Origin of the sequence: Streptomyces sp. NPDC058295 (assembly GCF_042880655.1) — a bacterium.
Lineage (GTDB): Bacteria > Actinomycetota > Actinomycetes > Streptomycetales > Streptomycetaceae > Streptomyces > Streptomyces coriariae.
On the sequence record NZ_JBHVYO010000001.1, the window covers coordinates 88088 to 112248 of the forward strand.

The following is a 24161-nucleotide window of genomic DNA, read 5'->3' on the forward strand; positions in this document are numbered from 1 at the left end:
AAGGCCGTTCCGGGCCGGGGTGAGGTGGTGGGGGTCAGCCGAGTGCTTTGCCCGGCAGCTCGACCTTCGCGCCCAGCTCCACGAGCTTCTCCATGCTGTGCCTGCCCGGGGGGCGACCCCCGGACCCCCGGCCGGGAGCAAGGCCGTTCCGGGCCGGGGTGAGGTGGTGGGGGTCAGCCGAGTGCTTTGCCCGGCAGCTCGACCTTCGCGCCCAGCTCCACGAGCTTCTCCATGAAGTTCTCGTAGCCGCGGTTGATGAGGTCGATGCCGTGGACCCGGGAGGTGCCCTGGGCCGCGAGGGCGGCGATCAGGTACGAGAAGCCGCCGCGGAGGTCGGGGATGACCAGGTCGGCGCCCTGGAGCTTGGTGGGGCCCGACACGACCGCCGAGTGCAGGAAGTTGCGCTGCCCGAAGCGGCAGTCGGAGCCGCCGAGGCACTCGCGGTACAGCTGGATGTGGGCGCCCATCTGGTTGAGCGCGGAGGTGAAGCCCAGGCGGGACTCGTAGACCGTCTCGTGGACGATCGAGAGGCCCGTGGCCTGCGTCAGGGCGACGACCAGCGGCTGCTGCCAGTCCGTCTGGAAACCGGGGTGGACGTCCGTCTCCAGCGCGATGGACTTCAGCTGGCCGCCCGGGTGCCAGAAGCGGATGCCCTCGTCGTCGATCTCGAAGGCGCCGCCCACCTTGCGGTAGGTGTTCAGGAACGTCATCATCGAGCGCTGCTGGGCGCCGCGGACGTAGATGTTGCCCTCGGTCGCCAGCGCCGCGGAAGCCCAGGAGGCGGCCTCCAGACGGTCCGACAGGGCGGCGTGGTTGTAGCCGCCGAGCTTGTCGACACCGGTGATGCGGATCGTGCGGTCGGTGTCCATCGCGATGATGGCACCCATCTTCTGGAGCACGCAGATGAGATCCTCGATCTCCGGCTCCACGGCCGCGTTCGCGAGCTCGGTGACGCCCTCCGCCAGGACGGCCGTCAGCAGTACCTGCTCGGTCGCGCCGACCGACGGGTACGGCAGCACGATCTTCGTGCCACGCAGCCGCTGCGGGGCCTCCAGGTACTGGCCGTCCTCCCGCTTCTCGATCTTCGCGCCGAACTGCCGCAGCACGTCGAAGTGGAAGTCGATGGGCCGGCCGCCGATGTCGCAGCCGCCCAGGCCCGGGATGAACGCGTGGCCGAGGCGGTGCAGGAGCGGGCCGCAGAACAGGATCGGAATCCGGCTCGAACCCGCGTGGGCGTCGATGTCGGCGACGTTGGCGCTCTCCACGTAGGTCGGGTCGAGCACCAGCTCGCCCGGCTCCTCGCCCGGCCGGACCGTCACACCGTGCAGCTGGAGCAGGCCGCGGACGACCCGCACGTCACGGATGTCCGGAACGTTGCGCAGCCGACTCGGCTCACTGCCCAGCAGGGCGGCGACCATGGCCTTGGGTACGAGGTTCTTCGCACCGCGGACACGGATCTCGCCCTCGAGCGGGGTGCCGCCGTGGACAAGCAGTACGTCGTCAGAGCCGTTGACGGTCATGTATCTCGCGTTCCATGGATGGTGGATTGGGGCAAGGGCCGTTGGTGTCGGGGGCAGGGCCAGATGAGACAGAGTAATCGCCGTCGACCCCTGTCCCGTAAGCCCAGGGACCACCCAGGTACGTCATAGCTGTGTCACAACACGAACCGTTTCCCACCGGGCACATGGGGTCACCACCGCCCGCCCCGCGGGCCTGTGCGCCCGGACAGCGCCCGTGCGCGTCCCGTGTGCCCGCATTGCCTCCCCACTTCACGGGAAGATGCGGGATCATGTCTGGCATGACCGAGGTGTCCTCGCTCACGGGGCGGCTGCTCGTGGCAACGCCCGCCCTGGCGGACCCGAACTTCGACCGTGCGGTGGTGCTCCTTCTCGACCACGACGAGGAGGGCTCCCTCGGTGTCGTCCTCAACCGGCCCACCCCGGTGGGCGTGAGCGACATCCTGGAGGGCTGGGCGGATCTCACCGGTGAACCCGGTGTCGTCTTCCAGGGCGGCCCGGTGTCCCTCGACTCGGCCCTCGGGATCGCCGTCATCCCCGGTGGCGCGGCCGTCGACGGCACCCCGCTCGGCTGGCGCCGGGTGCACGGCGCGATCGGCCTCGTCGACCTGGAGGCCCCGCCGGAACTCCTGGCCTCGGCCCTCGGTTCCCTGCGGATCTTCGCCGGATACGCGGGCTGGGGTCCGGGCCAGCTGGAGGACGAGCTGGGCGAGGGCGCCTGGTACGTCGTGGAGTCCGAACCGGGCGATGTCTCCTCGCCGTCCCCCGAGAGACTCTGGCGCGAGGTGCTGCGCCGCCAGCGCAGCGAACTCGCGATGGTGGCGACGTATCCGGACGACGCTTCGCTCAACTGACGGGTGTGAGCTTCGGTACCCGGCTTCAGTACCCTTGGCGCCATGAGCACTCTTGAGCCTGAGACCCAGCCCCAGCGAGGCACTGGGACGGGGACCCTCGTGGAGCCGACGCCGCAGGTGTCGCACGGCGACGGGGACCACGAGCGCTACGCCCACTATGTCCAGAAGGACAAGATCATGGCGAGCGCCCTCGACGGGACGCCCGTCGTGGCGCTGTGCGGCAAGGTCTGGGTGCCCGGCCGCGACCCGAAGAAGTACCCCGTCTGCCCCATGTGCAAGGAGATCTTCGAGTCGATGGCCGGCGGCGGAGACGACAAGGGCAAGGGCGGCGACAAGAAGTAGCCGTAGGGACTCGTAGGGGCTTTGCGAGGCCCCCGGGGCGCGATGTGACGCGCCCCGGGGGCCTTTGGTCTCTGGCACGTCTGGGTTGACCGGCCCGTCTGGCGCGCCATGCCGCGTTCCGTCACCTTTGGCGCGAGAGCTTATGTGAACGCACGTTCCGGTGATCGCTGGTCGGGGTGGTGGCCGTGGAGGCCGGTCATGCTCGGTACACCTGCCGGCTGCGCGTGTCGTCCGCAGCCCGCGCCGCCCTGGCTGCGGAGTGGGATCGGTGCCTGTGGGTGTGGAACGAATGCGTCGCCATGGCGTGGGGGCCCCAGCCGCTGGGTGAGCGCACCTACACCTGCACTGCGTGCGGAAACGTGTCCCCACGGGACAAGAACTCCGCACGCGTCATGCTCGTCCGGGCTGGTCTAAACCCGGCTGGCGCCGATGGCGGAAGACCTCCTGGAGAGCTGCTCCAGGAGGCGGCCCGAGCCAGGAATCCCTTTCCCTTGGGGAGGGGAGGGATTCAGAGAGTGGTTGAGACCTCTTGCAGGCGGGCTCATGTAGCCCCTAGCCTCCGACGTGTTGTGCAGATCGAATCAGCCGTTGCGTATGTTGCAACACTCGAAGGATCGCTCCGCACGCTCGCGCCCTCGCTGGATTCCTGGGCGCGTCCTCGGGCAGCAGCAATTCGGCCGCTACTTCCTCAACAGCCTGGTCGTGGCGGGCGCCGTGCTGATCGCCTCCGGGGTGATCGCGTTTCTCGCCGCGACCGCCGTGACCCGATTCCGGTTCCGCTTCCGCACCACCCTGCTGATCATGTTCCTGGTGGCCCGGATGGTGCCCGTGGAAGCGCTGACGATCCCGTTGTTCTTCCTCATGCGGGACTTCGGCCAGTTGAACACCCTGGGGTCCCTGATCCTGCCTCACATCGCCTTCTCGCTGCCCTTCGCGATCTGGATGCCGAGAGGGTTCGTGAAAGCGGTTCCGGAGGCACTGGAGGAGGCCGCGTACCTCGACGGGGCGAGCCGTACCCGCTTTCTGTGGCAGATCCTTTTTCCCGCTCGTCCTGCCGGGTCTGGTGGCCACGAGCGTGTTTTCCTTCACCTCCGCCTGGAACGACTTCCTGTTCGCCAAGTCCTTCATCATCAGCGACACCTCGCAGTCGACCCTGCCGATGGCCCTGCTGGTCTTCTACGAGCCGGACGACCCCGACTGGGGCGGTGTGATGGCGGGTTCCACGGTCATGACGATTCCGGTTCTGGTGTTCTTCGTACTCGTTCAGCGACGGCTGGTCTCCGGACTGGGCGGAGCGGTAAAGGACTGATGTGACTTCTGCATTCGACCTCATCGACCTCGTCCCCGCGCCGTGTGCCGTCGACGGCCCCGGGCGCCGCGGTGTCCACATCGACGAGAACACCACCCTGTGGGCCGCGCCCGGCACGGAGGGCACCGAACGCTGGCTGCGCGCCACCCTCGGCGCCGCCTTCGGGGTGCCCCTGCGACCCGGCCCGCAGGACGTCCGAGACTCCGTACAGCTGTCTCTGGACGACACGATGGAGCCCGAGGCGTACAAGCTGAGCGTCCTCGCGAACCAGGGCATCGAGATCCGCGGCGGAAGTCCGGCCGGCGTCTTCTGGGGCGCGCAGACGCTGCGCCAGCTGCTCGGCCGGCACGCCTTCCGGCGCGCCCCGGTGCGGCCGGGGATCACCTACGGCGTCCCGCACCAGATCATCGAGGACGCGCCCCGCTTCCGCTGGCGCGGCCTCATGCTCGACGTCGCGCGGCACTTCATGCCCAAGGACGGCGTTCTGCGCTACCTGGACCTGATGGCGGCGCACAAACTCAACGTCTTCCACTTCCATCTGACGGACGACCAGGGCTGGCGGATCGAGATCGAGCGGTATCCCCGGCTGACCGAGGTCGGTTCCTGGCGGGCGCGCACGAAATTCGGCCACCGGGCCTCACCGCTGTGGGACGAGAAGCCGCACGGTGGCTTCTACACGCGGGACGACATCCGGGAGATCGTCGCCTACGCCGCCGAGCGGCATATCACCGTGGTCCCCGAAATCGACCTCCCCGGCCACTCGCAGGCGGCGATCGCCGCGTATCCGGAACTCGGCAACACCGATGCCGGCACCGCATCCGCCGAGGGGGGTACCGCCCTCCCCGTCTGGGACACCTGGGGGATCAGTCCCCACGTACTCGCCCCCACCGACAACACCCTGCGCTTCTACGAGGGGGTCTTCGAGGAACTGCTGGAGCTGTTCCCCTCGGAGTTCATTCACGTCGGGGGTGACGAATGCCTCAAGGACCAGTGGCGGCAGTCGCCGGCCGCGCAGGCCCGCATCAGGGAACTCGGACTCGCCGACGAGGACGAGCTCCAGTCCTGGTTCATCCGGCACTTCGACAAGTGGCTCTCCGCGCGCGGGCGTCGGCTCATCGGCTGGGACGAGATCCTGGAGGGCGGGCTCGCGGACGGGGCGGCCGTGTCGTCCTGGCGTGGCTACGCGGGCGGGATCGCCGCCGCGCGGGCCGGGCACGACGTCGTGATGTGTCCCGAGCAGCAGGTGTACCTGGACCACCGGCAGGACGGTGGCGCGGACGAGCCCGTGCCGATCGGGTTCGTGCGCACCCTGGAGGACGTCTACCGCTTCGAACCCGTTCCCGCGGAGCTGACACCGAAGGAGGCGGGGCATGTGCTCGGCACGCAGGCCAACCTGTGGACCGAGGTGATGGAGGACTCCGCGCGCGTGGACTACCAGGCCTTCCCCCGGCTCGCGGCCTTCGCCGAGGTCGCCTGGAGCGCCCTGCCCGCCCCTCAGGAGCGGGACTTCGCCGACTTCGAGCGACGGATGCAGGCGCACTACGAGCGGCTCGACGCGCTGGGCGTCGGCTACCGCCCGCCGGCCGGCCCCAGGCCGTGGCAGCGGCGGCCGGGTGTCCTGGGGCGCCCCATCGACGGCCCGCCCCCGAACCGGTGATACCGCCCGTCCTGGATAAACCCCGGCACGGCCCCCGAAGAGTGGCAATTCACGCGCACCGGTGATGCCGTACGAAAACGGACCATCTATCCGGTGAGGTGGGCGAATGCCTCCTAGCGGACCCCCGCGTTCGGGTGTTGCGAAGATGTGCCAGAGTTGCCACGTCCGCCCTGTCAGCACGTACCGTACGGCAGCACAGGTGGGACCAGGTGGGGCAGCGGGAAGGGGCAGCCGGTTTTGACCACGCACGCACCGCAGGCGGGGCAGGCCGTCACGCTGCCCACGACGCTGGACGAGGCCGTGGCGGCTCTTGCCGCCATGCCCGCCGCCGTGCCCGTGGCCGGCGGCACCGACCTGATGGCCGCCGTCAACTCGGGGCAGCTCAGGCCCACCGGACTGGTCGGCCTCGGCCGCATCAGCGAGATCCGCGGCTGGCAGTACCAGGACGGCCACGCGCTGCTCGGCGCCGGGCTCACCCACGCGCGGATGGGCCGCCCCGACTTCGCCGCCCTGATCCCGGCGCTCGCCGCGGCCGCGCGCGCCGCCGGCCCACCGCAGATCCGCAACGCGGGCACCCTCGGCGGCAACATCGCCTCGGCCGCACCCACGGGCGACGCGCTGCCCGTGCTGGCCGCGCTGGAGGCGACCCTGATCATCGTGGGTCCGGGCGGGGCTCGCCGTGAGATGCCGGTGTCGCACCTGCTGGCCGGCATGGAGATGCTGCGCGGCGGCGAGCTCATCGGGTACGTGCGCGTGCCGCTGCTGCACGCCCCGCAGATCTTCCTGAAGGCGACCGGCCGCACCGGTCCGGGCCGCGCGGTGGCCTCCGTGGCGCTGGTCCTCGACCCCGCCCGGCGCGGTGTCAGGTGTGCCGTCGGGGCCATAGCGCCGATGCCGCTGCGGCCGCTGGAGGCCGAGCAGTGGGTCGCCCGGCTCATCGACTGGGACAACAGCCGCACCATCGTCCCCGAGGCGCTGACCGCCTTCGGGGAGTACGTCGCCGCCGCCTGCATCCCCGACCCGGTGCCGGGCGTGGACGGCTCCGTACCGGAACTTCCGCCCGCCGTACTGCACCTGCGGCGCACCGTCGCCGCGCTGGCCCGACGAGCACTGGGGAGGGCGCTGTCGTGAGCGACGACCAGCACGGACCCGGACACGGACACGGACAGGAAGACGGGCAGGGCCAGGGCGCGCCGCAGGGCGGCGGCCGCTGGGACCCGTTGCCCCAGGGGGACTACGACGACGGCGCGACCGCCTTCGTGAAGCTCCCCGAGGGCGGCATCGACGCCTTCCTGGCCTCCCGCGGCGACAGCCCGCTGGCCGCCCCGGGCCACGGGTACGTGCCGCCGCAGATAGCGGTGGCGCCTCCCACGGACGGCACCGGAACCTGGGCGGCCCCGGCAGGCGGCTCCGACTGGCCGCCTCCGCAGGACACCCCGCAGACGGTGGGCGACGACCGGTTCACGTACCACCCCGGCGCGACCGGCCAGTGGGCCTTCGAGGACACCTCCGGGCCGTCGGGCGCACCGCGGTCCGCGCCCGGCCACGACGTGACGGGCCAGTGGTCGATCCCCGTCGCGGGCGGCGACCTGCCCGACGAGTCGGGCGAGTTCACCACCTCGTCCCTGGTCGAGCAGTGGGGCGGCACGCCCCCGGCCACCCTGCCCGGCGGCGCGTCCGCGCCCTGGGCGACGGAACCGGCAGGACCGACGGACCACGGCATGCCGGACCAGGCGTGGGGGCAGCACCCCGACGAGCCCGGCGCGGCCGTGCGGCCGGCGACGGACCTGTCCGCGTTCGGGCACGCGCCGGAGCACGGCCCGGTGGCGGTGGACCCCGACCGGCACCACCCCACCGCCGAGCACACCGGGCAGCACACGCACCCGACCGGGACGTTCGCGCCGGAAATCTCCGCAGAGGCGTACACGGTGGCGCCGAACGGGCCCCTGGAGGCCGCCGAGCGAGACGCTCAGCGGGCCGCTGAGGCCGAGCGGACCGCCGAGGCGGCCGAGGACGCCGGGCACGCCCACGAGGCCGCTCACGAGCCCGCTGAGGCCGCGCACGGCCCCGCGGAGCCGCCCGCCGAACCCGGAGCCGCGCGCGGCCCGGCCGAGGAGCCCGAGGACCGGTCCAGCGCGGACACCGCGCACGATCCCGAGGCGGACGCGGCCCCCGACACCGCCACCCCGCGGTCCACCGAGGCCGCCGAGTCCGACGGGCCCGCGGAGCAGACGGAGGAGACGGACGACGCCCCGGCGCCGTTCCACGAGGAACACCCCCTCGCCGGCTACACGCTGCGCGTCAACGGCTCCGACCGCCCCGTCACCGACGCCTGGATCGGCGAGTCGCTGCTCTACGTCCTGCGCGAGCGGCTCGGCCTCGCGGGCGCCAAGGACGGCTGCTCGCAGGGCGAGTGCGGGGCCTGCAACGTCCAGGTGGACGGGCGGCTCGTCGCCTCCTGCCTGGTCCCGGCCGTCACCACCGCCGGCAGCGAGATCCGTACCGTCGAGGGCCTCGCCGTCGACGGCCGGCCCTCCGACGTGCAGCGGGCGCTCGCCAAGTGCGGTGCCGTGCAGTGCGGCTTCTGCGTGCCCGGTATGGCGATGACCGTGCACGACCTGCTGGAGGGCAACCCCGCCCCCACCGAACTCGAGGCCCGCCAGGCCCTGTGCGGCAACCTGTGCCGCTGCTCCGGCTACCGGGGCGTCCTGCGGGCCGTCCAGGACGTCGTCGCCGAACGCGAGGCGGTCGCCGCCGCCGACGCCGAGACGGACGGCGACGAGGCACGTATTCCGCACCAGGCGGGACCGGGCGCCGGAGGCGTCCACCCGTCGGCGTTCGAGAACCCTGCACAGCCCCACCCGCATGACCCGGCATACGGACAGGGCCAGGACGGAGGCCAGGCGTGAGCAACGAGACAGTCACCGCGACGACGCCCGTGGATCCCGCCCCGGCCTCCGAGCCGATCCCGCACGGCCTCGGCGCCTCCTTGCAGCCCGCCGACGCGCGCGCCAAGACGGAGGGCACCTTCCCGTACGCCGCCGACCTGTGGGCCGAGGGCCTGCTGTGGGCCGCCGTACTGCGCTCACCGCACCCGCACGCGCGCATCGTGTCCATCGACACGTCACACGCGCGGGAGATGCCCGGCGTCCGGGCCGTCGTCACCCACGAGGACGTCCCCGGCCGCGCCCTGCACGGCCGCGGCAGGGCCGACCGCCCGGTGTTCGCCTCCGACGTCGTACGTCACCACGGCGAGCCCATCGCGGCCGTCGCCGCCGACCACCCCGACACCGCGCGGATGGCCGCCGCGGCCGTCATCGTCGAGTACGAGGTGCTCGACCCGGTGATCGACCCCGAGCAGGCCTTCGAGGCCGAGGCGCTGCACCCCGACGGCAACCTGATCCGGCACATCCCGCTGCACCACGGCGACCCGTCCGCGGCCGGCGAGATCGTCGTCGAGGGCCAGTACCGCATCGGCCGCGCCGACCCCGCCCCGATCGGCGCCGAGGCCGGCCTCGCCGTGCCCCGTCCCGACGGCGGCGTGGAGCTCTACCTCGCCTCCACCGACCCGCACACCGACCGGGACACCGCCGCCGCCTGCTACGGCCTCGAACCCGAGCGCGTGAAGATCGTCGTCACCGGGGTGCCCGGCGCCACCGCCGACCGCGAGGACCAGGGCTTCCAGCTCCCGCTCGGCCTGCTCGCGCTCAAGACCGGCTGCCCGGTGAAACTCACGGCCACGCGCGAGGAGTCCTTCCTCGGCCACGCCCACAGACATCCGACGCTGCTGCGCTACCGCCACCACGCCGACGCCGACGGCCGGCTGGTGAAGGTCGAGGCGCAGATCCTGCTGGACGCCGGCGCGTACGCCGACACCTCCGCCGAGGCCCTGGCCGCCGCCGTCTCCTTCGCCTGCGGCCCCTACGTCGTCCCGAACGCCTTCATCGAGGGCTGGGCGGTCCGTACGAACAACCCGCCGTCGGGCCATGTGCGCGGCGAGGGCGCGATGCAGGTCTGCGCCGCCTACGAGGCGCAGATGGACAAACTGGCGAAGAAGCTCGGCATCGACCCGGCGGAGCTGCGGCTGCGCAACGCCATGGCGACCGGGGACGTCCTGCCGACCGGCCAGACGGTGACCTGCCCGGCCCCCGTGGCCGAACTCCTCCAGGCCGTCCAGGACTTCCCCCTCCCGGCACTCCCCAAGGACACCCCCGAGGAGGACTGGCTGCTGCCCGGCGGCCCCGAGGGCGCGGGCGAACCGGGCGCGGTGCGCCGCGGCGTCGGCTACGGCCTCGGCATGGTGCACATGCTGGGCGCGGAGGGCGCCGACGAGGTCTCCACGGCGACCGTGAAGGTCCAGGACGGGGTCGCGACGGTCCTGTGCGCGGCGGTGGAGACGGGCCAGGGCTTCACGACGCTGGCCCGCCAGATCGTCCAGGAGACGCTCGGCGTCGACGAGGTGCACGTGGCCCCCGTCGACACCGACCAGCCGCCCGCGGGCCCCGGCTGCCGGGGCCGCCACACCTGGGTCTCGGGCGGTGCGGTGGAGCGTGCGGCGAAGATGGTCCGCACACAGCTGCTCCAGCCCCTGGCGCACAAGTTCGGCATGTCCACGGAACTGCTCCAGATCACGGACGGCAAGATCACCTCGTACGACGGCGTCCTGTCGACGACCGTCACGGAGGAGATGCGCGGCAAGGAGCTGTGGGCGACGGCCCAGTGCCGCCCGCATCCGACCGAGCCGCTGGACGCGGCCGGCCAGGGCGACGCCTTCGTCGGCCTCGCCTTCTGCGCGATCCGCGCGGTCGTGGACGTCGACATCGAGCTCGGCTCGGTCCGGGTCGTCGAACTGGCGGTCGCCCAGGACGTCGGCCGCATCCTCAACCCGGCGCAGCTCACCGCGCGCATCGAGGCCGGTGTGACGCAGGGCGTCGGCATCGCGCTCACCGAGAACCTCCGCACGCCGCGCGGCCTGATCCGCCACCCCGACCTCACCGGCTACGCGCTGCCCACGGCCCTGGACGCCCCGGACATCCGGATCGTCAAGCTGATCGAGGAACGCGACGTGGTCGCCCCGTTCGGCGCGAAGGCCGCCAGCGCGGTCCCGGTGGTCACCTCGCCCGCCGCCATCGCCTCCGCCGTACGGGCCGCGACGGGCCGCCCGGTGAACCGGCTGCCGATAAGGCCCCAGGCGGCGGTGGTGACGGACCGGTGAGCGAGCCCGAACCGGATTCCCGGCAGTACGAACCCCCGCCGAGCGTGGGCAAGCTGCTGGGCTGGATCGTGCTGTTCGTGGTGGCGGCGGTGGTCGTGGTGCTCGGCGGCGTGTACCTGACCTGAGGGGCGATCGGGCCAAGAGGGAACTCGCGGGGCTCCGCCGGCGTCTGTCAGTGCGAGACCGGTGTCGGGTGTGCTGGGTGCTTGTCAGGGTGCAGGGCGCTGTCGCTGGTCAGAGCCGTTGTCAGTGGTGCCGCATAGGCTGCGGAGCAGTGGGACGGCGCACGCAACTTTCCGCACGGGGGACCCGATGGGCACGACCAGGACCACCACGACCAGGACCACCGCCACGACGACGATCATCTTCACCGAGGACGAGCTGTACCCGTACGTCACGCACGCGCCGACGCGCCGCTGGCTCACCGGCCCCGGCCTGCCCGCGACTCCGGGCGACGCCGGCCTGCTGACGTTCGAGGCGCTGCGCACGGACGGCCTGCGCACGGTCGGGGACTCCACGGGCGACCCCGACGGCCGCCTGGCGGCGGAGCTGCGCGACCGGCTGGTGATAGGCGGACTCCTGGGCGCCGACGGCCGGGAGACGGAGTCCGTCCTGCTCGACGGGATGACGGGCGAGATCTCCACGACGTACTTCCTGCACGACCGCCCCGACCTGATGGACCTCCGCCCGCTCGCGCCCTCCCTGGAGAAGCTGGTGCGCTTCGCGACGGCGGTGGACGAACTGGCGGCCCTGCGCGGCCAGTTCGCCTGCTACGCGAGCCGGCTCGGGCCGAAGGCGGTGGCGCAGGCGTCACGGCAGCTGCTGGCCGTCTTCGAGGAGGGCGCGAGGGACACGGGCGGCGCGTCCGGCCCCTTCTGGAAGCTGGCCGCGGTGATCCGCCCGCTGGCCCTGGTGGCGGGTCCGGGCACGGCGTCCGGCCTGGCCCTGGATCTGCCGGTCCGGCTCCTGGACGAGGAGTTCGGCTCCGGCGAGGTCGTCCGCTTCGAGGACGTCGACTGCCCGAGGGCGCTGACGCACGGCCCGACCCGCCGCTTCCTGCGCGAGGTGGGCCTGCCGGAGCAGGTCGTCTGGTTCTCGCTGGAGACGGACATGCCGCTCCAGACCCTCGCCGAGTACTACGCGGACGGCCGCGGCGGTGTCCTCACCGAGGAGCTGCTGCCCGCGAACGCCGACCGGCTGATCCGCCTGGGCCATCTCCTCGGGGACACCAGCCTCGTCGTCGACGGCGCCACGGGCGCGGTGCTGAGCTGGAGCGAGCCGGACCTCGGCCTGCGCCCGCTCAACGCCGACATCTCGACGCTGGCGTTCACCCTCTGGCTGATACGCCGTGAGCGGGCCCTGGACGCGGTGCACCGGCTGACCCAGGCCTACGACCAGCTCGCCGAGACGATGTCCCGCACACTGGCCGCCGTCGACCCCGTCGCCTGCGACCCGACCCCGGTGCCGGCCGTCCCCACGGACGACGGCCGGCGGTACTGGCCGGGCGTCTTCGAGGACGAGGCGGGCGGGGGCCTGTACGCGTAGCCCCGCGCCCGCACCGGCTCTTCTGCTCCGCGGGTCAGCCCCTGCGGCAGCGGCTGACGTCGATGCGTACGACCTGCGGGTCGTGATCGCTGGCCTGGTCGGCGAACTCGGCGTTGATGTGCACCACGTCGTAGTCGTAGTGCGTGACGGCCGGGCTCGTGAGGATGTGGTCCAGGGCCTGTGAGTTGCCGTCGTAGACGTAGGTGTAGCGCTCGGTGGCCGGCAGGGTGGTGATCAGCGGCTTGAGGACCTTGTCGGCCGTGAGGGTGGTGACGGTCCCGGAGAACTCGTAGTCGTTGAGGTCGCCGAGCACCACGGTCTTGGCGTTCCTGTCCGCCGCCAGCAGGGACTTGACGAAGGTGTTCACCTCGGCCGCCTGCGCCTGGCGCTGGGTCTCGGAGCTGCGCGACGGCGGCTGGTAGCGGCCGTGCAGGGGCTGGTCGCCGCCCTTGGAGGTGAAGTGGTTGGCGATCACGAAGACCGTCTCACCGTGGAAGACGAACTCGCCGACCAGCGGTTTGCGGCTGTTGTCCCAGGCGTCGGAGGCCGGGTCGATGCGTCCGGGGGAGGCGGTGAGCTTCGGGCCCTTCCTGGTCTTCACCACGCCGGTGGCCGTGACGGCGTCACCGCCGGCCCGGTCGGTGAAGGAGACCCGCTTGGGGTTGAACAGGAAGACCTGGCGGATGTTGCCGCCGGGCTCGCCGCCGTCCTGGTTGTCGGTGGGGGCGATGTAGCGCCACTGGTAGCGGGGGCCGCCGGCGGCGCGGATGGCGTCGGTGAACCGCTTCAGGGTCGCCTCGGAGGTGACGGTGCCGTCGTTGGCGGCGCCGTTGTCGTCCTGGATCTCCTCCAGGGCTACGACATCGGGGGAGTTGAGGTTGACCGCGACACCGTGCGCGAGCCGGTCGATCTTCTCCTGGGCGTCCAGCGCGTCCAGGTTCTCCACGTTGTACGTGGCGACCGCGAGCTCGTCGCCCTTCTGCCGGCGGGTCACCTCCGGCTTCAGCCCGTTGTCGACCAGGGCGCCGAGCTGCGTGGCCTGGACGTTGTAGCCGCCGTAGGTCGAGTAGTCGAGCGGCCCGGTGGTGGTGCCGGACAGTTCGTCGCCGACGTCGGCGGAGGGGAAGGGGGCGGTGGTGTCGAGCGACATGACCTCCAGCCGGCCGGTGTTCGGCTGGTCGTAGGAGGAGTAGAGCGTCCCGCCGCGGGTCGTGGCGTTCTCGTCCGGCTTGACGGTCACCCACAGCTCGCCGTACGCGTCGCTCGCGCCGACGACACGGGCGTCGGAGAACGTGACCCGCATGCCCTCCGTCGACTCGTAGAAGTCCTGGGCGTACACGCCCGGTTCGAGGGCGAGCGACTCGATGCTGCCGCCCCCGGCGGTGGGGATGTACGCGCCGGGAACGCTGGTGGCGTCCACGGCGACGGCGGCGGGCAGCGCGTTGCCGCTGGACAGCACGGTCGCGGTCGGCGCGGCGAGCTCGGTGACCGACTGGCTGGTGCTGCTCGGGTAGTACTCACTGACCTTGCCGCTGACCAGCACGGAGTCGCCGACGCCGACGGTGGGCGTGGCGGACCCGGTGTACACGAACACGCCCTCGCTGGTGCGGGAGTCGGCGTCCGCGGCCGGATCCTGGATCCAGTACCCCTTGGACCCGGAGGTCCGCACCCCGGTGACGATGCCCGGCACCCGGCTGACGGTCTGCCCGGCGAGCGGGGAGAGCCGGGTGGTGCCCTGGATGTCGTGGACGCGGACGGTGCCGGGCGTGGTCGGATCGCCGCCGCCGTCTCCGCCGTCCCCGCCGTCATCCCCCGAACCGGGGCTCTGTCCTGCGGAGTTGACGGGCGCGGGGGTGCCGGCCGACAGGTCGGCGGCGTTGTCGTCGGTGTCGCCCAGGGTGGCGCCCCGCGCGACGGCGGCGCTGTTCGAGGCCCCGGTGGCCGGCCCGCTGCCCTCCCGGACGAGGGCGCTGCCGTAGCCGACCAGGTCGACGATCCGGCTGTCGGCGGCGCAGTCGGCGGCGGTCTTGCACGTCAGGGCGGTGGTGCCGGAGACGAGCGCGACGGTGCCGCTGGTGGCGCTCATCGCGACGGACCCGGTGGCGTCGGCGGTGGGCAGCGTGGTGCTCCCCCCGGTCCCGGCGGCCTCGGCGACCAGGAAGCGCCCGCCGGGGGCGACGGACCCGTTCAGCGCGGTCACCTGCCACAGCGAGGACGCCGACGGCGCACCCGGCAGGTACTGCACGCTGTACCCGGCCAGGTCGTAGGCCGCCGACCCCGCGTTGCCCAGCTCGACGAAGTCCCGGGTCAGGGTGGCCCCGGAGTTGCCGCCACCGCCGTACACCTCGGAGATCACCGCGGTGGCGGACGGCGTCGCGTAGGCGGCGGGCAGCGAGGTGATGGCGAACGCGCTCGCCACACCCACGGCTATGAGCGCGTAGGCGGCACGGCGGGGTCTGTTTCCTACGGGTCTGGACACGCTGGAGGTCTCCTCGTACGTCGTGTACGGCCGATGGCGGTGTGGGGGAGTCGGCTCAAGTTACGCGCGTAGAGAGGGGCTTGTTAAGGGGGCGTAGGTTAAATCGGGGGAACGGAAAGGTGTGTTGCCCCGATGGGGGAGTCCGCCGGGGGAGTTCGCGCCGCCGAGACGAGGAGACAGGCCCGATGCCGACGGATCCGCTCCCACGTGACGTCACTTTCCCGAGCGGGCCGGTGCGGCTGGCAGGTTCGCTGACGGTGCCGGGCGGCGGCTCGGGGTGCCCGGGCGCGGCTACAGCGGCTGAGGCGGCTGCGACCACGGCTGAGGTGGCTACGGCGGACGTGACCACGGCAGGTGTGACCTCGGCAGGTGTGGCCATGGCGGGCGTGCCCCGGGTCGACTCGGCCCTGGGGGGTGTCGTCATGGTCGGTGGGTCCGGGCCGTCGGACCGGCACAACGACACGTACTTTCCGCCCATCCGCCGACACCTCGTGGACGCCGGTCTCGCCGTGTTGTCCTACGACAAGCGCGGTGTCGGCGGATCGTCCGGCGAGTGGCGTGACGCGACCCTGGACGACCTGGCGGCCGACGCGGTCGCCGCGCTGGGCTTCCTCCGCGCGCAACCCGGCGTACGGCCGGAGGCGGTGGGCCTGTTCGGCCACAGCGAGGGCGGCTGGGTCGTGCTGCGCGCGGCCACCACCGCCCGGGACAGCCCGGCCTGGGTGATCACCAACAGTTGCCCCGGGGTGACTCCGGCCGCCCAGGAACGTCACGCGCTGTCCCGCGCCCTGCGTGAGCGGCAACCAGCGCGGCCGGACGTCGACGTCGACGGCTCCCTGGCCCTGTTCGACCGCCTCGTCGAAGCGGGCCGCAGGGACGCCGACTTCACGGAGGCGACACGCCTCGTCGAATCCACGGGCCGGGCGGTCTCGTTGGGCGACTACTGGGCGGGAGTGGACGAGCGCCTCTGGGAGTTCCTCAAACGCAAGCAGGACCATGACCCCGTCCCGGACACGCTGCGTCTGCGCTGCCCGCACCTGGCGATCTTCGGCGGCGCGGACCCGCTGGTACCCGTCGCCGAGAGTATCCGCCGGTTCGGCACCGCGGCCTGCCGCCCCGGCCGCCACCCCCGGGCAACGCTGACCACAGAGGTGTTCCCCGGCGCCGACCACCGCCTCCACACGGCCCACGGCACCCGCCCGGCACCCGGTCACCTCACCTGCCTGACCCGGTGGATCAGGGGCCGCGCGGCCGGCCTTCCGCTCCCGTAGCACGCACCCGAGTGGGCGAATAGGCTGGTCGTGGGGGGTCGGCATGGTTCGATCCGAGGAGCTTCCATGAGGAAGAACGGAAAGGGCGCCTGGCGCGCGACGGGGATCGTCACCGCACTCGCCACCGCCGCCGCGATCGCCTCCGTCGCACCGGTTCAGGCTCAGTCCACCGCTCAACTGTCAGCGTGGGTCAGCGACGGCTGGGGCGGCGGCACCATCACCAGCCAGCCCGCCGGCATCCACTGCCACCAGACGGCGTGGGACCCGTACGCGACCGACCCGGAACCGCAGCCCTACCCGACCGGCACCTGTACCGCGAGTTTCGAGGTCGGCACGACGGTCACCTTCACCGCCACCCCCGACTCGGGTTCGTACGTCAACGACGGCCCCACACCGAACCCCGTCACCATACGGACCGGCTACAACTTCACCTGGGTGATGTTCTGCCCGGACGGCGGCCTCTGCTCCGCAGGCTGACGACAGAGAGGGCGGCACCCCCTCCGGGGTGCCGCCCTTCTCGTTCTGCCTGGTCAGGCCAGTCAGAGGCCGTGGCGGGAATTGAACCCACGTGCCTCGCTTTGCAGGCGAGTCCCTAAGCCACTCGGGCACACGGCCAGGTCGGGAGTGGGGTGTTCGCCCCGTTCCGAACTTGGTACGTCGACCGTACGGGTGGGGGGAGGCGGGGCTCAAGGGGGACGCGGGGGCTGCAACGGGACTGCCACACGCCGTTCATGAAACGGGGGTGCGCGGTGGTGGTCGTAGGACCATCGTCCCGGGCGGGGACCCGTCTTCCGACAGGGGTCAATGTCGGTTGTGGACCTTACGCTGGCCCTCATGGCTGCCCTCGAACCCCGCGACACCGGTGTCGCCGACGAAGTCCTGTCCTCCGCCGCCTTGGAGCGTGCCGGCGAGAGCGGCGGGAGCGGCGAGCCCGGCGGGAGTGTGCTCGGGCGTTCCTATCGGGCCCTGACCATCGGGATCGTTTCCGTCGTGCTGCTCATCGCCTTCGAGGCGACCGCCGTGGGGACCGCGATGCCGGTGGCGGCGCGGGAGCTCGACGGGGTGGCGTTGTACGCGTTCGCGTTCTCCGGGTACTTCACCACCAGCCTGTTCGGGATGGTGTTCGCCGGGCAGTGGTCGGACCGGCGGGGGCCGCTCGGGGCGCTGGGCGGGGGCATCGCGGGTTTCGCGGCCGGGCTGCTGCTCTCCGGGAGCGCCGGGGGCATGTGGATGTTCATCCTCGGGCGGGCCGTGCAGGGGCTCGGCGGCGGGCTGGTGATCGTCGCCCTGTACGTCGTCGTCGGGCGGGCCTACCCGGAGCGGCTGCGGCCCGCGATCATGGCCGCGTTCGCCGCCTGCTGGGTGGTGCCGTCCGTGGTCGGGCCGCTGGCCGCGGGTGCGGTGACCGAGCAGCTGGGGTGGCGGTGGGTCTTCCTCGGGATACCCGCCCTCGTGGTGCTGCCGCTCGCGCTCGCGCTGCCCCAGATACGGCGGCGGGCGGGCGGCCCCGTGGAGGGCATGGCCGCGGGCCCCTTCGACCGGCGGCGGATCCGGCTCGCCCTCGGGATCTCCCTCGGCGCCGGACTGCTGCAGTACGCCGCCCAGGATCTGCGGCCGGTCTCCCTCGTCCCCGGCGCCGCGGGCGTCGCGCTGCTCGTGCCCGCCGTGCTCGGGCTGCTCCCGCGCGGCACCTGGCGGGCGGCCCGCGGGCTGCCGTCCGTCGTGCTGCTGCGCGGGGTGGCCGCGGGGTCCTTCGTCGCCGCCGAGTCCTTCGTGCCGCTGATGCTCGTGACGGAGCGGGGGCTGAGCCCGACCCTCGCCGGGTTCTCGCTCGCGGCCGGCGGGGCGACCTGGGCGCTCGGGTCGTGGGTGCAGTCACGGCCGTGGGCGGAGCCTTACCGGGAGCGGCTGATGGCGCTCGGGATGGTGCTGGCGGCCGCCGCGATCGCCACCGCGCCCGGTGTCCTGGTCCCTTCCGTGCCCGTCTGGACCGTGGCCGTGGCCTGGGGCTTCGGGTGCTTGGGGATGGGGCTGGTGATCGCCGCATCGAGCGTGCTGCTGCTGAAGCTGTCCGCCCCCGAGGAGGCCGGGGCCAACTCCGCCGCCCTTCAGATCTCGGACGGGCTGTCCAACGTGCTGCTGCTGTCCGCGGGAGGTGCCGCCTTCGCGGCGCTCGGCGGCGGGAGCGTGGCGCACACGGCCACGGCCACGGGCACGGGCGCGGCGTCCGCCGGGTCCCACCCGGCCGCCTTCGCCGCCGTCTTCCTGCCGATGGCGGCCGTCGCGCTGTTCGGGGCCTGGGTGACGACGCGGCTGCGGGCGGAACCGCGCTGAAACCATGTGGTACCGGCCGGTACCGTTCGGTACCGTCGACGCATGGCCGGACTGAACCTGCGCTTCACGGACGAGGAACTCGACGCCCTGCGGGAGCGCGCCCAGGCGGAGGGCCGCAGCATGCAGGCCTTCGCGCACGACGCGGTGCTCAAGGCCGTGCACGAGCACGCGCGGCTCTTCGAAGAGGCCGCCGAGCACGTGCTGCGGGCCAGCGCCGAGTTGAACCGCAGGCTCGCCTGATGCACTACGTCACGCTGCCCGAGCTGCTGAACCTCACCCGGCGGCTCGAGGCGGACGAGGTGCGCGACTACGGACTGCTGGACTCCGCCCTGGCCCGCCCCCGGTCGAGCGTGTTCGGGCAGGACGCGTACCCGGACGTGTGGCACAAGGCCGCGGCGCTGATGGAGTCCCTGGCCCGCAACCACGCTCTCGTCGACGGCAACAAGCGCATCGCCTGGTACGCGACCTGGGTCTATCTGCACCTGGCCGGTCATCCGCTGGACGTGGACTTCGATGTGGACGAGGCCGAGCGGTTCGTGCTGGACGTGTGCCAGGGCGTCCTCGACGTGCCCGGGATCGCGGCCCGGTTGCCGCGCTTCGCGCGCTGAGCCGGCGCCGCCCGTCTTCTGTGACCTGGGTCCCACCCGCCCACGACCCGGCCTTGTTCGCTCGTTGACGGCGTCGGGGCGCCGGTAGGGTGGCCCGGTTGTCATACACAGCCGAGAGCCGAGCCATCCACCCGCCAGCCGCCCCACCGCCCCGTCCGACGCGCTTCGCGCGGCCCCTCTGATTCGACCCCGAACCCGGAGACCGTGACTACCACCGCCGCTTCCTCCACCTCCCACTCCCACCACCTGTCACCGGCCTTCCCGGGCCGAGCCCCCTGGGGCACCGCGAGCAAGCTGCGGGCCTGGCAGCAGGGGGCGATGGAGAAGTACCTCCAGGAGCAGCCGCGCGACTTCCTCGCCGTCGCCACACCCGGCGCCGGCAAGACGACCTTCGCGCTCACCCTCGCCTCCTGGCTGCTGCACCACCATGTCGTGCAGCAGGTGACCGTGGTCGCGCCGACCGAGCATCTGAAGAAGCAGTGGGCGGAGGCGGCCGCGCGGATAGGGATCCGGCTGGACCCCGAGTACAGCGCGGGCCCGCTCAGCAAGGACTACCACGGCGTCGCCGTGACGTACGCGGGTGTCGGCGTCCGCCCGATGCTGCACCGCAACCGCAGCGAACAGCGCAAGACCCTCGTCATCCTCGACGAGATCCACCACGCCGGTGACTCCAAGTCCTGGGGCGAGGCCTGTCTCGAGGCCTTCGAGCCCGCGACCCGTCGCCTCGCGCTCACCGGTACGCCGTTCCGCTCCGACACCAATCCCATCCCTTTCGTCACCTATGAAGAGGGCAACGACGGGATTCGGCGGTCGGCCGCCGACTACACCTACGGGTACGGCTCAGCGCTCGCCGACCAGGTCGTCCGGCCCGTCATCTTCCTCTCCTACAGCGGCAACATGCGCTGGCGGACCAAGGCGGGCGACGAGATCGCGGCGCGGCTCGGCGAGCCGATGACCAAGGACGCGATCAGTCAGGCCTGGCGTACGGCGCTGGATCCGCGCGGCGAGTGGATGCCGAGCGTGCTGCGCGCCGCCGACCAGCGGCTCACCGAGGTCAGGAAGGCCATCCCGGACGCCGGCGCGCTCGTCATCGCCTCCGACCAGGAGTCGGCCCGCGCCTACGCCAAGCTGATCCGGGAGATCACCGGGACGAAGGCGACGCTCGTCCTGTCCGACGACACCGGCGCGTCCAGCCGCATCGACGACTTCAGCGGCAGCAACGACCGCTGGATGGTCGCGGTGCGGATGGTGTCGGAAGGTGTCGACGTGCCGCGGCTCGCCGTCGGGGTCTACGCGACGACCATCTCCACGCCCCTCTTCTTCGCCCAGGCCGTCGGGCGCTTCGTGCGGTCCCGGCGGCGCGGCGAGACCGCCTCCGTCTTCCTGCCGACCGTGCCCGATCTGCTCACCTTCGCCAACGAGATGGAGGTCGAGCGCGACCACGCCCTCGACAAGCCCAAGAAGGAGGGCGAGGAGGATCCGTACGCCGAGTCCGAGCAGGAGATGGACGAGGCGAACAAGGAGCAGGACGAGGACACCGGCGAGCAGGAGCAGTTCTCCTTCGAGGCGCTGGAGTCCGAGGCCGTCTTCGACCGGGTGATGTACAACGGCGCCGAGTTCGGCATGCAGGCCCACCCGGGCAGCGAGGAGGAGCAGGACTACCTCGGCATCCCGGGGCTGCTGGAGCCCGACCAGGTGCAGATGCTGCTCCAGAAGCGGCAGGCCAAGCAGATCGCGCACAGCAAGAAGCGGCCGGACTCCGAGGCCGATCTGCTGGAGCTGCCGGCCGAGCGGCGGCCGGTCGTCTCGCACAAGGAGCTGATGGAGCTGCGCAAGCAGCTCAACACGATGGTCGGGGCGTACGTCCACCAGAGCGGCAAGCCGCACGGTGTGATCCACACCGAGCTGCGGCGGGTCTGCGGCGGCCCGCCGAGCGCGGAGGCGACGGCGGGGCAGCTGCGGCAGCGCATCGCCAAGGTGCAGGAGTGGGCGACCCGGATGAAGTGAGGCCTCATCCGGGCCTCTGGCCTCATCCGGGCCTCTGGTGCGCGCCTGGTGCTCCTGGTAGGTCTGGTGCCCTTGGCTCCCTTGGTGCCCCTGGTGCCCCTGGTGCCCCTGGTGCCCCTGGTGCCCCTGGTCCCTGGCGAGGGGGCGCGAGCCACGACGTCACGCTCCGTACGTATCGGGATAAATGCAAGTAGTCCATACCGGCCACTGACCGGATTCTGGACGGAGCCTTCCGCTCAGCGAACCTGCTTCGCTACTGTCCCGCTACGCACACGCCCCGTGGCAGCGCCGCCGCGGAGCGCAGCCGTGAAGCGACTGGGCCCGGACACGCCGGGCCCATCTGTCGATCGGCGGCCTCTGAAGCGCGTCACTGACGGGACTCGGTGACGCATCCGCCGCGACGGAGGTTGCCGACCTCACCACTTAAGGAGTGGGCGTCGTGACCGCGGAGACCTCGCAGACGCTCGATCGAGGACTGAAGGTCCTCAAGCTGCTGGCCGATACCGACCACGGGCTGACCGTCACCGAACTTTCCAACAAACTGGGCGTCAACCGGACCGTTGTGTACCGGTTGCTCGCCACACTGGAGCAGCACGCACTCGTACGGCGTGACCTGGGCGGGCGAGCCAGGGTCGGCCTCGGGGTGCTGAGGCTCGGCCGCCAGGTGCATCCGCTGGTGCGGGAGGCCGCGCTGCCCGCGCTGCGTTCGCTGGCCGAGGACATAGGGGCGACCGCGCATCTGACCCTGGTGGACGGGACGGAGGCGCTCGCCGTCGCCGTCGTCGAGCCGACCTGGACGGACTACCACGTGGCGTACCGGGCCGGGTTCCGGCATCCGCTGGACCGCGGTGCCGCCGGCCGGGCGATCCTCTTCGCGCGGCAGAACCCGGCGCGGCCTGCGGACGAACCCGGCTACACGCTGACGCACGGGGAGCTGGAGGCCGGCGCGAGCGGTGCCGCGGCTCCGCTGCTGGGCGTGACCGGTGTCGAGGGCAGCGTGGGTGTGGTGATGCTGGCCGACGCGGTGCCCGAGCGGGTGGGGCCCCGGGTCGTGGACGCGGCGCGGGAGGTGGCGGAGGCACTGCGCTGACGCACCGCGCTGTCGCACCGCGCTGCGTCGTCGCACCGCGCATCCGCACCGCGTCGCCGCCGCGAGGGCGGCCTCGGGAGGGGCGGGGGGACGGCGAGGGCAGGGCGGGGGCAGACGGAGCCGGGCCTCGCGGTCGGCCGGAGGACATCCCGCCGCATCCAGCCGCGAGCCGGAACTCGTCGTCACGTTAGATTGACCTCGTGCTCTCACGCCTCTCACGCCCCAAGGCCCTCACCGTCTGCGCACTGCCGCTCGTGGCGCTGCTCGCGACGGCCGCGTTCGCGCCGCTGCCGTTCTCGGTGGCGCAGCCGGGCATGACGGCGAACGTCCTCGGTGAGAACAAGGGCAACCCGGTCATCACGATCACCGGCGCCCCCGTCCGGGACACGAGCGGGCAGCTGCGGATGACGACGATCGAGGCGACCAACCCCGACACGGACGTCAGTCTCCCCGACGTCGTCGACGGCTGGTTCCGTACCGACCAGGCGATCATGCCGCGCGACTCCGTCTACCCCAGCGGGGAGAGCACCAAGGAGATCGAGCAGCACAACACCGAGCAGATGCGGCAGTCCCAGGACGCCGCGACCGAGGCCGCGCTGAAGTACCTGGACCGCAGCGACGACGGCATCAAGGTCACCCTGAAGCTGTCCGACGTGGGCGGCCCCAGCGCCGGGCTGCTGTTCTCGCTCGGCATCGTCGACAAACTCGACGGCGACGGCAGCGGCGGCGACCTCACCGGCGGTCGCACGATCGCCGGCACCGGGACGATCGAGGCGGACGGCACGGTCGGCGCGGTCGGCGGCGTGGCCCTGAAGACGCAGGCCGCCCGGCGGGACGGGGCGACGGTGTTCCTGGTGCCGAAGGCCGAGTGCTCCGACGCCAAGTCCGAGCTGCCGAAGGGGCTCCGGCTGATCCCGGTCACCACCCTGAAGGGCACGGTGAGCGCGCTGACCGCCCTGGAGAAGGGGAAGGGATCGGTCCCGAGCTGTTAGCGGTCCGCTACCAGGCGACGGCCGGGTTGTTCGCCCCGGGCGCCGCGGCGAGCCGCAGCCCCACCTCCACGAGGGTCCAGCCGAGGCGGGTACGCAGTTCGCTCGGGCGCTTGGCCTCGGCGGCGAGTCGGTGGGCGTCGGCCTGGACGCGGAGCTCGGCGTTGCGGGACAGGGCGAGCTGGTGCTCGATGTACATGGCGGTGCCTCTCGGTCCGGTGCGTCGGTGGGTGGTGCTGGTCGGCGGGGTCGGCGGTGGCGTCGGTCGGCGGTGTCAGTCGGTGGCGATGGGGAAGGCGTGCGTGTGCACGCGGATCCGCTCGGTGCCGGCGTCGTCCGCGTCGGCGGCCAGGTCGCGGTAGCCGTTGATCAACTCGTGCATTCTGCCGATGAGTTCGCGGGTCTGCTCCGGGGTCAGCCGCAGCGTCGCGCTGCTCATGTCCCACACCCGGTTCCACTCCTCGGGCCAGGAGCCGCGGTTGCCCAGCCAGGTCGACAGCTCCCGCGTCTGGCCGGTCGCGACCTCGTGCAGATACATGTCGGCCGCGCCGCGCACGGCAGGGTCGGGATCCGTGAGCAGTTCGTCGTCGAAGGACAGGCCGTGGTGGGCCGCCTTCCACCACCGCTCCCGCCCCTTGCCCCGCTCGGGATCGTCCTCGACGAAGCCGTGGGCGGCGAGCTGGCGCAGGTGGTAGCTGGTGGCGCCACTGGACTCGCTCAGCCGTTCCGCGAGCTGCGACGCGGTGGCCGGGCCGTTCCGTCGCAACGTGTCGAGCAACTCCATGCGTAGGGGATGCGCGAGTCCGCGGAGCGAACGGGCATCGAGCTTGCGTACGTCGGGCTGTTCCGGCATACGCACGAAGGTAGCGTTGCAAAGAGTCCTTTGCAACGACTTCTTTGTAAGTTCCCTGCGGGAAGTTCCCCGCGTGCGTCCCTCGTCCCGT

General features: G+C 72.1%; 20 protein-coding genes, 1 tRNA gene and 2 pseudogenes. 18 read left to right on the forward strand and 5 right to left on the reverse strand.

Translation table 11 applies throughout. From position 1 onward, the window contains the following. Positions 1 to 173 precede the first annotated feature (173 nt). Complete coding sequence (gene murA / locus ACFVYS_RS00330) at positions 174 to 1520, reverse strand: UDP-N-acetylglucosamine 1-carboxyvinyltransferase (RefSeq protein ID WP_020132410.1); 1347 nt, start codon at positions 1518 to 1520, stop codon at positions 174 to 176. A 278-nt stretch (positions 1521 to 1798) separates the two neighbouring features. Between murA and ACFVYS_RS00335 the strand changes: the two genes are divergently transcribed. The 10 genes and pseudogenes from ACFVYS_RS00335 to ACFVYS_RS00380 all read left to right on the forward strand — a co-directional run bounded on the left by ACFVYS_RS00335 (position 1799) and on the right by ACFVYS_RS00380 (position 12439). Continuing rightward, entirely contained in the window at positions 1799 to 2371 is a 573-nt protein-coding gene (locus ACFVYS_RS00335) for a YqgE/AlgH family protein (RefSeq protein WP_057600444.1), read from the forward strand. Between the two features lie 42 nt (positions 2372 to 2413). Further along, positions 2414 to 2713 (forward strand): DUF3039 domain-containing protein, encoded by a 300-nt coding sequence (locus ACFVYS_RS00340; protein WP_078616040.1) that lies wholly within the window; start codon positions 2414 to 2416, stop codon positions 2711 to 2713. A 317-nt stretch (positions 2714 to 3030) separates the two neighbouring features. Then, a pseudogene (locus ACFVYS_RS00345) lies at positions 3031 to 3183 on the forward strand (RNA-guided endonuclease TnpB family protein); the annotation flags it as partial. A gap of 153 nt (positions 3184 to 3336) precedes the next feature. Next, positions 3337 to 4022: pseudogene (locus tag ACFVYS_RS00350) on the forward strand (carbohydrate ABC transporter permease); the annotation flags it as partial. A 1-nt stretch (position 4023) separates the two neighbouring features. Further along, entirely contained in the window at positions 4024 to 5679 is a 1656-nt protein-coding gene (locus ACFVYS_RS00355) for a beta-N-acetylhexosaminidase (protein ID WP_389497382.1), read from the forward strand. Positions 5680 to 5916: 237 nt separating this feature from the next. After that, on the forward strand, positions 5917 to 6810 hold the full coding sequence (locus ACFVYS_RS00360) for an FAD binding domain-containing protein (RefSeq protein WP_355701659.1): 894 nt from the start codon (positions 5917 to 5919) through the stop codon (positions 6808 to 6810). Further along, on the forward strand, positions 6807 to 8588 hold the full coding sequence (locus ACFVYS_RS00365; RefSeq protein ID WP_389497384.1) for a 2Fe-2S iron-sulfur cluster-binding protein: 1782 nt from the start codon (positions 6807 to 6809) through the stop codon (positions 8586 to 8588). Before ACFVYS_RS00360 ends, ACFVYS_RS00365 begins: the two co-directional genes overlap by 4 nt. Further along, the gene (locus tag ACFVYS_RS00370) at positions 8585 to 10894 is read left to right on the forward strand and encodes a xanthine dehydrogenase family protein molybdopterin-binding subunit (RefSeq protein ID WP_389497386.1); all 2310 of its coding nucleotides are present in this window, start codon (positions 8585 to 8587) and stop codon (positions 10892 to 10894) included. The genes ACFVYS_RS00365 and ACFVYS_RS00370 overlap by 4 nt, the downstream gene beginning before the upstream one ends. After that, positions 10891 to 11019 carry a hypothetical protein gene (locus ACFVYS_RS00375; protein WP_389497388.1) on the forward strand — a complete coding sequence of 43 codons (129 nt, stop codon included), beginning with the start codon at positions 10891 to 10893 and terminating at the stop codon, positions 11017 to 11019. Before ACFVYS_RS00370 ends, ACFVYS_RS00375 begins: the two co-directional genes overlap by 4 nt. A gap of 187 nt (positions 11020 to 11206) precedes the next feature. Next, positions 11207 to 12439, forward strand: coding sequence for an SUKH-4 family immunity protein (locus ACFVYS_RS00380; RefSeq protein WP_389497390.1), 1233 nt, complete (start codon positions 11207 to 11209; stop codon positions 12437 to 12439). A gap of 34 nt (positions 12440 to 12473) precedes the next feature. Here the strand turns inward: ACFVYS_RS00380 and ACFVYS_RS00385 are convergent, their stop codons facing one another. Beyond that, positions 12474 to 14918: a lamin tail domain-containing protein gene (locus ACFVYS_RS00385; RefSeq protein ID WP_389497392.1), complete on the reverse strand. Its 2445-nt coding sequence runs from the start codon at positions 14916 to 14918 to the stop codon at positions 12474 to 12476. A gap of 341 nt (positions 14919 to 15259) precedes the next feature. Between ACFVYS_RS00385 and ACFVYS_RS00390 the strand changes: the two genes are divergently transcribed. Both ACFVYS_RS00390 and ACFVYS_RS00395 read left to right on the forward strand, forming a co-directional pair. Continuing rightward, positions 15260 to 16189: an alpha/beta hydrolase family protein gene (locus ACFVYS_RS00390; protein ID WP_389497394.1), complete on the forward strand. Its 930-nt coding sequence runs from the start codon at positions 15260 to 15262 to the stop codon at positions 16187 to 16189. Between the two features lie 66 nt (positions 16190 to 16255). After that, the gene (locus ACFVYS_RS00395; RefSeq protein WP_389497396.1) at positions 16256 to 16666 is read left to right on the forward strand and encodes a hypothetical protein; all 411 of its coding nucleotides are present in this window, start codon (positions 16256 to 16258) and stop codon (positions 16664 to 16666) included. A 66-nt stretch (positions 16667 to 16732) separates the two neighbouring features. Here the strand turns inward: ACFVYS_RS00395 and ACFVYS_RS00400 are convergent. Then, positions 16733 to 16804, reverse strand: a tRNA-Cys gene (locus ACFVYS_RS00400). Positions 16805 to 17023: 219 nt separating this feature from the next. Here ACFVYS_RS00400 and ACFVYS_RS00405 point away from each other — a divergent pair. The 6 genes from ACFVYS_RS00405 to ACFVYS_RS00430 all read left to right on the forward strand — a co-directional run bounded on the left by ACFVYS_RS00405 (position 17024) and on the right by ACFVYS_RS00430 (position 23220). Continuing rightward, a complete protein-coding gene (locus ACFVYS_RS00405; RefSeq protein ID WP_389497398.1) occupies positions 17024 to 18523 on the forward strand; it encodes an MFS transporter in 1500 nt (499 codons plus the stop codon). Positions 18524 to 18565: 42 nt separating this feature from the next. Further along, the gene (locus ACFVYS_RS00410) at positions 18566 to 18763 is read left to right on the forward strand and encodes a hypothetical protein (protein ID WP_142264566.1); all 198 of its coding nucleotides are present in this window, start codon (positions 18566 to 18568) and stop codon (positions 18761 to 18763) included. Then, entirely contained in the window at positions 18763 to 19131 is a 369-nt protein-coding gene (locus ACFVYS_RS00415; RefSeq protein ID WP_389497400.1) for a type II toxin-antitoxin system death-on-curing family toxin, read from the forward strand. The genes ACFVYS_RS00410 and ACFVYS_RS00415 overlap by 1 nt, the downstream gene beginning before the upstream one ends. 204 nt (positions 19132 to 19335) lie before the next feature. Then, positions 19336 to 21138 carry a DEAD/DEAH box helicase gene (locus tag ACFVYS_RS00420; protein ID WP_389497402.1) on the forward strand — a complete coding sequence of 601 codons (1803 nt, stop codon included), beginning with the start codon at positions 19336 to 19338 and terminating at the stop codon, positions 21136 to 21138. Positions 21139 to 21577: 439 nt separating this feature from the next. Next, a complete protein-coding gene (locus ACFVYS_RS00425) occupies positions 21578 to 22228 on the forward strand; it encodes an IclR family transcriptional regulator (RefSeq protein ID WP_020132430.1) in 651 nt (216 codons plus the stop codon). A gap of 200 nt (positions 22229 to 22428) precedes the next feature. Continuing rightward, positions 22429 to 23220 carry a PDZ domain-containing protein gene (locus tag ACFVYS_RS00430; RefSeq protein WP_389497404.1) on the forward strand — a complete coding sequence of 264 codons (792 nt, stop codon included), beginning with the start codon at positions 22429 to 22431 and terminating at the stop codon, positions 23218 to 23220. Positions 23221 to 23227: 7 nt separating this feature from the next. Here ACFVYS_RS00430 and ACFVYS_RS00435 read toward each other — a convergent pair whose 3' ends face one another. Next, the gene (locus tag ACFVYS_RS00435; RefSeq protein ID WP_389497406.1) at positions 23228 to 23416 is read right to left on the reverse strand and encodes a hypothetical protein; all 189 of its coding nucleotides are present in this window, start codon (positions 23414 to 23416) and stop codon (positions 23228 to 23230) included. 75 nt (positions 23417 to 23491) lie between these two features. Next, complete coding sequence (locus ACFVYS_RS00440; protein ID WP_389497408.1) at positions 23492 to 24070, reverse strand: ArsR/SmtB family transcription factor; 579 nt, start codon at positions 24068 to 24070, stop codon at positions 23492 to 23494. Positions 24071 to 24161 lie beyond the last annotated feature (91 nt).

Excerpts from the sequence above, each read along its gene's own strand:
- murA (WP_020132410.1), bottom strand. The coding sequence starts at position 1,520 with ATGACCGTCAACGGCTCTGACGACGTACTGCTTGTCCACGGCGGCACC.
- ACFVYS_RS00335 (WP_057600444.1), top strand. The coding sequence starts at position 1,799 with ATGACCGAGGTGTCCTCGCTCACGGGGCGGCTGCTCGTGGCAACGCCC.
- ACFVYS_RS00340 (WP_078616040.1), top strand. The coding sequence starts at position 2,414 with ATGAGCACTCTTGAGCCTGAGACCCAGCCCCAGCGAGGCACTGGGACG.
- ACFVYS_RS00380 (WP_389497390.1), top strand. The coding sequence starts at position 11,207 with ATGGGCACGACCAGGACCACCACGACCAGGACCACCGCCACGACGACG.
- ACFVYS_RS00395 (WP_389497396.1), top strand. The coding sequence starts at position 16,256 with ATGAGGAAGAACGGAAAGGGCGCCTGGCGCGCGACGGGGATCGTCACC.
- ACFVYS_RS00405 (WP_389497398.1), top strand. The coding sequence starts at position 17,024 with ATGGCTGCCCTCGAACCCCGCGACACCGGTGTCGCCGACGAAGTCCTG.
- ACFVYS_RS00410 (WP_142264566.1), top strand. The coding sequence starts at position 18,566 with ATGGCCGGACTGAACCTGCGCTTCACGGACGAGGAACTCGACGCCCTG.
- ACFVYS_RS00415 (WP_389497400.1), top strand. The coding sequence starts at position 18,763 with ATGCACTACGTCACGCTGCCCGAGCTGCTGAACCTCACCCGGCGGCTC.
- ACFVYS_RS00435 (WP_389497406.1), bottom strand. The coding sequence starts at position 23,416 with ATGTACATCGAGCACCAGCTCGCCCTGTCCCGCAACGCCGAGCTCCGC.
- ACFVYS_RS00440 (WP_389497408.1), bottom strand. The coding sequence starts at position 24,070 with ATGCCGGAACAGCCCGACGTACGCAAGCTCGATGCCCGTTCGCTCCGC.